7 protein-coding genes are annotated in these 10,717 nt (G+C 61.3%); 5 read left to right on the top strand and 2 right to left on the bottom strand.

From position 1 onward, the window contains the following. Positions 1-328: 328 nt before the first annotated feature. Entirely contained in the window at positions 329-2,419 is a 2,091-nt protein-coding gene (locus OXR61_RS13850; protein ID WP_031280125.1) for an EAL domain-containing protein, read from the bottom strand. A gap of 162 nt (positions 2,420-2,581) precedes the next feature. Then, positions 2,582-4,681 (bottom strand): bifunctional diguanylate cyclase/phosphodiesterase, encoded by a 2,100-nt coding sequence (locus OXR61_RS13845; protein ID WP_021509577.1) that lies wholly within the window; start codon positions 4,679-4,681, stop codon positions 2,582-2,584. Between the two features lie 547 nt (positions 4,682-5,228). On the opposite strand from OXR61_RS13845, the gene OXR61_RS13840 reads away from it, so the two are divergent. The 5 genes from OXR61_RS13840 to OXR61_RS13820 are packed head-to-tail and all read left to right on the top strand — an operon-like array spanning position 5,229 to position 10,438. Then, entirely contained in the window at positions 5,229-5,798 is a 570-nt protein-coding gene (locus OXR61_RS13840) for a spore coat protein U domain-containing protein (protein ID WP_021509578.1), read from the top strand. 22 nt (positions 5,799-5,820) lie between these two features. Then, positions 5,821-6,324, top strand: coding sequence for a spore coat U domain-containing protein (locus tag OXR61_RS13835; protein WP_021509579.1), 504 nt, complete (start codon positions 5,821-5,823; stop codon positions 6,322-6,324). A 27-nt stretch (positions 6,325-6,351) separates the two neighbouring features. Further along, the gene (locus OXR61_RS13830; protein ID WP_040679918.1) at positions 6,352-7,047 is read left to right on the top strand and encodes a molecular chaperone; all 696 of its coding nucleotides are present in this window, start codon (positions 6,352-6,354) and stop codon (positions 7,045-7,047) included. Further along, positions 7,047-9,479: a fimbria/pilus outer membrane usher protein gene (locus OXR61_RS13825; protein WP_021509581.1), complete on the top strand. Its 2,433-nt coding sequence runs from the start codon at positions 7,047-7,049 to the stop codon at positions 9,477-9,479. Before OXR61_RS13830 ends, OXR61_RS13825 begins: the two co-directional genes overlap by 1 nt. After that, the gene (locus OXR61_RS13820; RefSeq protein WP_267412334.1) at positions 9,476-10,438 is read left to right on the top strand and encodes a spore coat U domain-containing protein; all 963 of its coding nucleotides are present in this window, start codon (positions 9,476-9,478) and stop codon (positions 10,436-10,438) included. Before OXR61_RS13825 ends, OXR61_RS13820 begins: the two co-directional genes overlap by 4 nt. The last annotated feature ends 279 nt before the right edge of the window (positions 10,439-10,717 follow it).

The raw sequence follows: 10,717 nt of genomic DNA, 5'->3' as shown, positions 1-10,717 counted from the left end.
CTGGCCCTCACCCCGGCCCTCTCCCGCTCGCGGGAGAGGGAGAAAAGACACACAGCGCGCACGCGGGAGAGGGAGAAAAGACACACAGCGCGCACGCGGGAGAGGGAGAAAAGACACACAGTGCGCACGCGGGTGAGGGAGAAAAGACACACAGTGCGCACGCGGGAGAGGGAGAAAAGACACACAGTGCGCACGCGGGAGAGGGAGTAAAGACACACAGCGTGCACGCGGGAGAGGATGAAAAGACACATAGCGCGCACGCGGTAAAGGGAGAAAAGACACACAGCGCGCGCGGGAGAGAGGAATAACAGGCGGCAGAAAACAGCCCCTACTCCGCTGTCAGCGCCGCGGGTTTGTCCTTCACAAAATCCGGTAGCTCGCTGATGCGCTCTGGCGGTAGCGGTTTGCCCAGCAGGAAGCCCTGCAGGGTGTCGCAGCCGAGCCCGGTGAGGAAAGCCTGCTGGTCCTGGGTTTCCACGCCTTCGGCCACCACTTTGAGATCCAGCGACTGCGCCAGTGCGACGATGGCGGAAACGATGGTGGCATCTTCCGACTTGGCCTGCAGCTCGTTAACAAAAGCGCGGTCGATTTTCAGCTCGCTGGCCGGTAAGCGCTTGAGATACAGCAGGCTGGAGTAGCCGGTGCCGAAGTCATCAATCGAAGCTTTTACCCCCATGCTGGTCAGTTCGGTGAGGATGCGCACGCTCTCTTCCGGATCGCGCATCGCCGTGGTTTCGGTGACTTCCAGCGTCAGCAGCTCCGCCGGGATCTGGTGCTGTTCCAGCGCCTGCGTCACGGTGTCGACCAGGTTGCACTGCTCAAACTGCAAGGCAGAGAGGTTCACCGCCACCGACCAGTGCGGATGGCCCTGCTGATGCCAGATGTGCAGCTGGCGGCAGGCTTCGTTGATCACCCAGTTGCCGATATTAATGATCATGCCGGTCTTCTCGGCAATCGGCAAAAACTTGTCCGGCGTCAGCAGGCCGCGCGTCGGGTGCTGCCAGCGCAGCAGCGCTTCGAAGCCAATGATCGGCCCGCTCGGCGCGCAGTACTTAGGCTGATAGAACAAACGCAGCTCGTTGCTATCCAGCGCCTGCCACAGATCGTTATTAAGCTGCAGCTGCGACTGCGCCAGCGTGTTCATGGACGGCTGGAAGAAGTTGTAGCCGTTGCGGCCGTTGTTCTTGGTGTGATACATCGCGGCGTCGGCGTTAAACATCAGCTCGCGCTCGTCCTTGCCGTCACCGGGATAAACAGCGATGCCGATACTCAGCGACACCATCAGCTCGTAGCGTGACACGCTAAACGGGCGATCCACGGCTTTTACCAGCGCATCCGCCACCGCTGCGGCATCGTTGGGATCGCCGATCTCAATCAGCAGTACAAACTCGTCACCGCCCAGTCGCGCCAGCGTGTAGTGCCCTTTCATCTGGTCGGTCATGCGTTCGGTTACCGCAATCAGCAGGTTATCGCCGACGTGGTGACCAAAGGCATCATTGACTGCTTTGAAGCCGTCGAGATCCATAAACATCAGCGCAAACTGCGAGCGCTCGCGGTTGGCCTTGTTGATCGCCTGCTCGAGACGATCCTCCAGCAGGATGCGGTTCGGCAGTCGCGTCAGGTTATCGTGCAGCGCCAGCTGTGCCAGCTCGCGGTTGGCCTCCGCCAGCGAGCGCGCGAGGATCGAGGTACGCGCCTGCATACGCGCGTCGAGCATCGAAACCAGCAGCGTAATGCCGAGAATCGCCAGCGTCACTACTGTGACCAGCATCGCCAGCCAGTCGCTGTTCACGCCGTGATGCGTGGCGTGACTGTGCATCGGGAAGTTCGCCGCCGCCATGCCGGTATAGTGCATGCCGGCAATGGCGCAGCCCATCACCACGGCCGCCCCGACGCGCAGTAGCGTGACGCGGCCATGTCCTTCGCGCAGGTTGAACGCCAGCCACAGCGCGGCACCAGAAGCCACCAGCGCAATCAGCACCGAAACCGCAATCCAGCCCCAGTTCCAGCTGATGCCCGGCTCAAACATCAGCGCCGCCATGCCGGTGTAGTGCATCGCCACCACGCCGGAACCCAGCACCAGCGCGCCGCCCAGCAGCCGTCGCCACGGCAAGTCGCCGGACGAGCACACCAGCCACAGGGCAAAGATGGAGGCGAGAATCGCCACCACCATTGAGGCGGCGGTAAGCAGCGGATCGTAGCTCATCACCATATCCAGGCTCATCGACAGCATGCCGATAAAGTGCATGGCCCAGATGCCCACGCCCATGGCGAAGCCGCCGCCCAGCAGCCAGACCAGCGCCACCCGGCCGGTGGAGGAAGCGACGCGTCCCGCCATATCCAGCGCGGTAAACGAGGCCAGCATCGCTACCAGTATCGAAACGAGAACGGTAAACGCATCGTACGAAGTCACTAACATAGTGATTTCCCATATAAAAAAGCTGTGTTAAGTCAGCTGTGGTGTTGTTGAAATGAAAAAGAAAATGTTGGTTTTATAATTGAAATTATCGGCAGACCGGCTGCCGATATGAGTCACTGAACGATGAAAGCTTCCGATGTGAAGGAGAACAAAAATTGCTGGTCAGGCGCCGGTGAGCGGCAGCACGTTATCAGGATACAGCGCCGTCACTGGCGGTGATGCGGTGAATTCGCCGATGCGCTCCGCCGGCGTCGGTTTGCCCAGCAGATACCCCTGCAGCGTGTCAAAGCCGAGACCGGTCAACAGGCGCTGCTGCTCTTCGGTCTCCACGCCCTCCGCCACCATGCGCAGGTTAAGGCTTTGCGCCAGCGTCAGCATGGCGGTTACCACGGTTGCATCCTCGCTGTCGGCACGCAGGCTGTTAATAAAGGCGCGATCAATTTTCAGCTCGCTGGCCTCAAGATGCTTGAGGTGCAGCAGATTGGCGTAGCCAATGCCGAAGTTGTCGATGGCCACTTTGACGCCAAGCCGCTGCAGTTCGGCGATGCGCTGCTGGCTGAACTGCGGATCGCGCATGGCGATGTTTTCCGTGATTTCCAGCATCAGCGCGCCTTCCGGCAGCTGGTAGCGCTGCAGCGTCTGGCGCAGCGTATCGATCAGATCGCGCTGATGAAACTGCAGTGCGGACAGGTTAACCGAGACGCTCCAGTCGCGGTTGCCCTCATCCTGCCACTGTCGCAGCTGACGGCAGGCTTCGTTGATCACCCAGTTGCCCAGCGCCACGATCTGGCCGGTTTTCTCGGCGCGCGCCAGAAACATATCCGGCATCAGCAAGCCGCGGCGCGGATGCTGCCAGCGCAGTAACGCCTCAAAACCCATCAGAATAGTCCCGCCCGCGCGAAACTTCGGCTGGTAGAACAGGCGCATCTCCTGGCACTCCAGCGCGTTCCATAAATCGTTGGCCAGCGCCAGCTGATGCTGCGCCACCGCGCTCATCACTGGCTCAAACAGGCTCCAGCCGTTACGCCCGCTGTGCTTGGTGTGGTACATGGCCGAGTCAGCGTTGAACATCATCTCCTGCGGGCTGCGGCCATGCTGCGGAAAGATCACGATGCCGATGCTGAGCGAGACGCGCAACGAGTAGCGATCCAGCTCAAACGGCGCATCAATGCTATGCACCAGCCGCTGCGCCAGCGCTTCAGCCTGGGTTGCCGCGTACTGTGGACACAGCATGACAAACTCATCGCCGCCGAGGCGCGCCAGCAAAATGTCCGCATCCAGCTGGGTGCGCAGCCGTTCCGCCACGGCGACCAGCAAACGATCGCCGACGTGATGCCCCCAGGTATCGTTCACCGCTTTGAAGCCGTCGAGATCCATAAACATCAGGGCAAAGGGCTGGTCATACAGCGTCGCCTGTTTGATTTGCATGCTGAGCTGCTGGTCGAGCATGACGCGATTGGGCAGTGCGGTGAGATTATCGTGCAGCGCCAGCTGGCGCAGCTCGCTGTTGGCGCGCCGCAGCCGGGCGGCAAGACGCGCCGCGCGCAGCTGGGCGTCCAGCATTGAAATCAGCAGCGTCAGACCGAGAATGGTGAGCGTGATGATGGTCACCCACACCGCCAGCCCCTCCTGTCCCATGCCGTGGTGCTGCATGCTGCCCGGTGCGCTGAACTGCGCGGCCGCCATGCCGGTGTAGTGCATGCCGGCAATCGCCACCCCCATCGCCAGCGCCGCGCAGGCGCGCATCAGCAGCAGGCTCTCGCCATGGCGCAGATGGAATGCCAGCCACAGCGCGGCACCGGATGCGCCGTAGGCAATCAGTACCGACAACGCCACCAGGCGCAAATCCCAGTGAATGGCGGGTTCAATCAGCAGCGCCAGCATGCCGAGATAGTGCATGGCAACCACGCCGCTGCCGAGGATCACCGTGCCGCGCAGCAGCCGGCGGCGCGTCAGATGGCTGCCCTGCAGGCCCTGCGCAAAGGCGAAGATGCTGGTGAGAATTGCCAGCAGCAGCGAGAAGGCGGTGAGCGGAATGTCATAGCGCATGGTCATCGGCATCATCATCGCCAGCATGCCAATGAAGTGCATCGCCCAGATGCCAATGCCCATCGCCGTACCGCCGGCCACCAGCCACAGTTTCGCCAGCAGGCCGCGCGACACGGCGACGCGCCCGGCGGTATCCAGCGCCGTAAACGCCGCGATAAACGCCACAATCAGCGAAACGGCAACCAGAACGCTATCCCAGGTAACCAGCAACATGTGCGCTCCTCAACTCAACCCGCGGCGGCGCAGGTGCGGTATCGTCAATTAACAACAGAAAAAGTGAAAACATCAATGTGAGGCAGGTAATGACCACCAGCGATGCGGCAACACAAAAACAGATCCAGAAATAACTGGAGGTATTGCACGGCTATTTTTTATTCTCATCGTCTGTCGCGGCCGGGAAAAGTAATGATATCTGATTAATGCATGAACATAGCATTGAACCTGAAGTCGCGGTAGAGGGGGGAATCACTTGCCGTTTGGTTTTTTTAACGGCCCGCCAGCCCTTGTTATGACTGCATTACCGGGGAAAAGGAGAAATTGATTAGCGAAAATTCTCCGGTCCGTTGTACAAGCGGCAAAAGGGTGTTCTATAGTAAATAAAACTGATATAAATCACTAACTCAGCCTTTAAGAATTTTCTTAGGTGGCAGGGCATTAGATTCGTTTGCCGATCGCGGCGTCTTGTTATTTACGGGTTCGTTTCATTAATAAATCACCAGGCGAAAAAGCACTGACCTTGGATAATCAGTAAGGATTGATTATGAAACTCAAGCTTTTTCTTTTGGCTACCAGCCTGAGCGCCGCGCTCGCCCCTGCAACGGTTTTTGCTGCCACCACAACGGGAACCATCAATGCCACATTGACGCTCACCACCGGCTGTCTGGTGAACGGTCAGTCCGCCACCAGCGGGGTTAACTTCGGTACCCTGAACTTCGGTAGCAGCGCTGCAACCTTTGATACCTTAAACGCCACCCTGGTAGGCGCATCCGGGAACGGCATTTTTGTCCGCTGCACCACCGGGCAAACCTTCAATGTGCAGGTCACCAGCAGTAATCCGGCACCGGCCACTATTTACGGTACGGTGAGCGGCCAGCCGCGTTACCTGATCCTCGGCTCCAACAATACGCAGGGCATTGCTTACACGCTGTACAGCGACGCCGCGTTTACCACCGCCATCGCCAACAACACCAACATTGCCGCCAGCGGCACCACCGATCCGACGCTCGGCACCAACTATGCCATTTACGGTCGGGTAGTCGGCGGCGGCTTTAACCCACTTATTCCGGCCGGTACCTACACCGATACCATTAACGTGGCGGTGAATTACTGACGCCAGCGGTGGGGTAAGAAGGATGGTCTGGCTGCTGCGTGCTGGCAGCCTGGCCCTGCTGATAGGGAGCGTCCCGGCCTGGAGTTTGCCGACGGCCACCTTCCAGGTCTCTGCGTCAGTGGTGGCAGGCTGCGTGATTTCCGGTACCAATACCGGCGTGTTTGGCACGCTGAATTTTGGTACCCAGTCGGGCGTGGCGAGCAGCAGCGTCAGCGCCAGCTACGTGCAAAGCACCACCCTCACCCTCGCCTGCACGCCGGGTACCGCCCTCAGCATGAGCATCAACGGCGGCAGCAATTACACCAGCAGCCGCAATCTCAAACACACCAGTAACACCGATACCGTGGCGTACAGCCTGTATACCAACGCAGCGCACACCACGGCGATTCCGGTTAACTCGCCGGTGGCGCTGAGTTACAGCAACGCCAATAACATCGTGCTGCCGATTTATGGCCTGTTAACCCTGCCCGGCCCGACGCGCGCCGGGACCTATACCGATACGTTAACCGTCACCCTGAGCTGGTGACGGCAGCATAAAAAAGGATGAAAGATGATGAGCCTGCGCGCCCTGCTTCTGTGGTTTCTTCTGGCCCTGTCGCCCGCCAGCTTCGCGGCCAACTCGCTGATGATCTGGCCGATCGATCCCGCCATCAATCCACAGGAAAAAGCCAGCGAACTGTGGCTGGAGAATCGCGGTAACGCCACCACCATCATGCAGGTGCGCATTTTCAACTGGCAGCAGATTGACGGCCAGGAACAGTATCAAACGCAGCAGCAGGTGGTCGCCAGCCCGCCGATGGTACGGCTGGAACCGGGGCAGAAGCAGCTGGTGCGCCTGATTCGCCAGAGCGCGCCGCCCGCGGGCGAAGAGCAAGCCTATCGCGTGGTGCTGGATGAGATCCCGACGCCGCGCTCGCCGGGCGAGAATCAGGCCGGGCTGACGTTTCAGATGCGCTACTCGGTGCCGCTGTTTGTCTATGGCGATGGCCTGACGCGCGACAGCGCCAAAGCCGATCTTAGCTGGCGTCAGGTCAGCCGCGACGGCAAACGCTGGCTGGAGCTGACCAATCGCGGCAACGGCCACGCGCGCCTGAGCAACGTCACCGTCGGCGGTCGCGCGCTCGGCAACGGCCTGTTTGGCTATGTGCTGGCTAACAGCAGCCACCGCTGGCCGCTGAACAGCCCGGTGAGCGGTGAACTCGCGGCCGAGGTGAATAAAACTCACTGGCGCAGCGCTGCCGCGCGCTGATGAAGCTGACGCCGCCTCCCTGCGCGCTGGCGGTGACCAGCGTGCTGTGCTTTTCCCCGCTGAGCAGCGCAGAGACTTTCTCTGAGCTGCCACCGCCGCCTGCCGTCAGCCACAGCGCCAGCGGCCAGCAATACATGCTGGAACTGGTGGTGAACCAGCGCGAACGAGGCGAGATTGTGCCGGTCGAGCGGCGTGACGGTGAGTTCTGGCTGCGCAGCGGCGATCTGCACCGTGCCGGCATTCCGGCGGCGAAGCTGGCTGGCGAACAGGTCGCTCCCGGTCAGTTGGGGGAGGTCAAAGTGGAATACGATGAACGCCGCCAGCGCCTGCTGCTGACGGTACCGCCCGCCTGGCTGCCAGAGCAGACGCTCGGTCAGCCGCAAAATGGCCCACGCTACCCCGGTCAGGCCAGCAACGGCGCGCTGCTCAACTACGACCTCTACGCCACGCGCACCGACAACGCCGGTTCGCGCCTCTCCAGCTGGAACGAGCTACGCCTGTTCGGTCCGGCCGGCCAGTTCTCCAGTAACGGTGTCTATATTCAGCAGATTGCGGGCGACACCAGCGGCCAGCAGCAGGGTTATATTCGCTACGACACCTGGTACAGCAACGAGAACGAGAACGCCGCGCTGAGCTGGCGCGCCGGGGATTTGATTACGGATGCGCTGGGCTGGAGCAACAGCGTGCGCCTTGGCGGCGTGCAGATCGCGCGTGACTTCAGCGTGCGACCGGATCTGGTCACTTATCCGCTGCCGGCCTTTAGCGGCCAGGCGGCGGTGCCGTCGTCAGTCGATCTGTTTATCAATGGTTACCGCAGCGCGCAGGCCAACGTGCAGCCGGGGCCGTGGTCGCTGACCAATGTGCCGTTCGTTAATGGGGCGGGCGATGCGGTGATCACCACCACCGACGCGGTCGGTCGTAAGGTGACGACGACGCTGCCGTTCTACGTCTCCAGCAGCCTGCTGAAAACCGGCCTGTCTGATTACGCCTTCTCCGCCGGGGCGATTCGCGAGAACTACGGCATCAAAAACTTTGATTACGGCGCAGCGGCGGCCAGCGGATCCTATCGTTACGGCCTGCGCGACTGGCTGACGCTGGAATCGCACGCCGAAGGCAGCAGCGACGTGGCGATGGGCGGTGCCGGCGCGCTGGTGAAGCTGGGCAGCCTGGGCGTCATCAACGCCGCGCTGGCGCAGAGCCAGCTGGACGGCAGGCCCGGCACCCAGTACAGCTGGGGTTACCAGTACAACAACAGCTGGTTCAGCCTCGGCACCCAGCACACGCTGCGCAGCGCGGATTTCGGCAACCTGGCGCTGGTCGGCAGCCGCGGCGACAGCGCCAATACCAGCTATTCGCTCGCCAGACGCAGCGCGCAGTACACCGCCAGCCTGTCGCTCAGCCAGTACGGCAGCCTCGGTCTGGCGTATCTGGACATCGCCGGCGGCAGCGGCGATCGCACCCGCCTGTGGAATTTATCGTGGAGTAAAAACCTGTGGGGCAACAGCAGTCTGTACATCTCCGCCAGCCGCGACCAGCAACAGGGCGACTGGAGCGGCGCGATTTCGCTGGTGATTCCGTTTGGCGAACAGAGCAGCGCATCGATCAGCGTCGAGCGCGATCAGCAGGGACAAAGCAATCAGCGCCTGTACGTGTCGCGCGCCATGCCGAGCGACGGCGGTTTTGCTTACGATGCGTCATGGGCGCATCAGGGCGGCGACAGCGGCGATTATCGTCAGGGCAGCCTGCGCTATCGCAACAACAAGATTGATACTTCCGCCGGCTTTTACGGTGACGATGACAACACCACGCAGTGGGCCGATTTCACCGGCTCGCTGGTGCTGATGGACAACCATGTGTTCGCCGCCAACAACATCAACGATGCCTTTGTGGTGGTGAAAACCCGCTATCCGGACGTGATGGTGCGCTACGAAAACCAGACGATGGGCCGCACCGATGACGCCGGCTATTTGCTGGTGCCGTCCATCAGCAGCTACTACGGCGCGAAGTACGATATCGATACCCTCGATCTGCCGGCTGACATGACCGCGCCCAAAGTGGAGCAGCGCTTCGCGGTGAAGCGTAAAAGTGGCTATCTGCTGAATTTCCCGGTGGAGCGCCTGCGCGCCGCCAGCGTGATCCTGCACGACAGCAACGGCCAGCCGCTGCCGGTCTCCAGCCAGGTGTTGCGCCGCGATCGCGCCACCGAATATGTCGGCTGGGACGGCCTCGTGTGGATGGAAGATCTCAGCGCCAGCAACCCGATGCGCGTGGTGACGCCGGACGGCCGCCAGTGCGAGACCACGCTGGCTATCGCTGAGGGCCAGCCTAAAGCGCTGCAGACTTACGGTCCACTCACCTGCCCGCTGCCGGCTGCCGCGCCTGGTACGGCCGTGAATGCCGCCAACAACTCACAGTCAGGGATCTCGCCATGATGAAATTTCTGTTCTTGCTGCTGTGGCTGCTGCCGGCCAGCAGCTACGCGCTCTGTTCGCTTTCGGCCCCCAGCGCCAGCTTTGGCACGCAAACCACGTTTTACGTGCAGTCGACGGCGGTCAATACCTCCAGTAACACCAACGTTAACTGCGGCACCGGCACGCTCAACCTGCTGGGCAGCGATTACGTCGCCTATGCGTTTACCACCGCCAACTACCTGAGCGGCACGCGCGCCACCATGAAGGCATCGGCCAGCGGCACCGATAACGTGCCGATTCAGCTGTGCATCGACAGCGCCTGTGCCACCGAGTTGCGCCAGGGCGGCAGCTATCGCTGGAACTCTTCCGCGCTGCTGGCGCTCGGCAACAGCCTCAATTTTGTCATTCCACTCTATTTCCGTACCGTGCCCGGCCAGGTGATTGCCGCCGGCAGTTACACCACCACCATCACGCTGACGGTGAGTTATAACGTGTGCGCCGGGTTGAATGTGGCAGGCGCGTGCGTCGGCACGGTGCAGAGCAGCAGCGGGACGGCGATGCCGATCACCGTGAATATGGTGATCACCAACGACTGCACCACGATTACGGCGCCGAACGTCAGCTTCGGCAGTGCGCCGCTGGTCGGCAGTTTTTCAACCGTGCAGCAGACGATTAACGTGGTGTGTTCAAAGGGCAGCACGTATACGGTGGGACTGAGCAATGGCAGCTATTTCAGCGGCACCACGCGGCAGATGGCGAGCGGCACCAACCGGCTGGCGTACGATATTTATAAAGGCACCACTACCACTAATCGCTGGGGTCCGAGCGGCAGCGACCGCTGGAGCAGCGCGACCTCGACATCGCTCAACGCGGATACCGTGACGCGCAACTTTACCTATACGGCGCAGATTCTGACTACGCAGAATACGCCCGCAGCGGGGAATTACAGCGATAGCGTGGTGGTGGATGTGGCGTTTTAGCGGGCGGGTATGGAGTGGGTTTGTCCCCTCATCCCCCGCCTTCTCCCGCCAGCGGGAGAAGGGGCCTATCGCGCGGGCGTTGAGGTGAAGCGCAGTTCTGCGAAACCGCACCGAGCGGTTCCCTCTCCCGCGTGCGGGAGAGGGCTAGGGTGAGGGCCAGCGCGCAGAGCAGTAGCTCGCTGGCACCCTCATCCCCCGCCTTCTCCCGCTGGCGGGAGAAGGGACCGATTGAGCGGGGGTTGAGGTAAAGCGCAGGTCTGCAAACCGCACTGAACGGTT

The sequence above is a fragment of the Pantoea sp. GM_Pan_4 genome (assembly GCF_026541005.1).
GTDB lineage: Bacteria > Pseudomonadota > Gammaproteobacteria > Enterobacterales > Enterobacteriaceae > Pantoea > Pantoea dispersa.
This window is presented reverse-complemented; position numbering and strand designations above follow the sequence as displayed.

What these genes read in the sequence shown, in the direction of transcription:
- OXR61_RS13825 (WP_021509581.1), top strand. Translation starts at nt 7,047, where the DNA reads ATGAAGCTGACGCCGCCTCCCTGCGCGCTGGCGGTGACCAGCGTGCTG.
- OXR61_RS13835 (WP_021509579.1), top strand. Translation starts at nt 5,821, where the DNA reads ATGGTCTGGCTGCTGCGTGCTGGCAGCCTGGCCCTGCTGATAGGGAGC.
- OXR61_RS13850 (WP_031280125.1), bottom strand. Translation starts at nt 2,419, where the DNA reads ATGTTAGTGACTTCGTACGATGCGTTTACCGTTCTCGTTTCGATACTG.
- OXR61_RS13845 (WP_021509577.1), bottom strand. Translation starts at nt 4,681, where the DNA reads ATGTTGCTGGTTACCTGGGATAGCGTTCTGGTTGCCGTTTCGCTGATT.
- OXR61_RS13830 (WP_040679918.1), top strand. Translation starts at nt 6,352, where the DNA reads ATGAGCCTGCGCGCCCTGCTTCTGTGGTTTCTTCTGGCCCTGTCGCCC.
- OXR61_RS13840 (WP_021509578.1), top strand. Translation starts at nt 5,229, where the DNA reads ATGAAACTCAAGCTTTTTCTTTTGGCTACCAGCCTGAGCGCCGCGCTC.
- OXR61_RS13820 (WP_267412334.1), top strand. Translation starts at nt 9,476, where the DNA reads ATGATGAAATTTCTGTTCTTGCTGCTGTGGCTGCTGCCGGCCAGCAGC.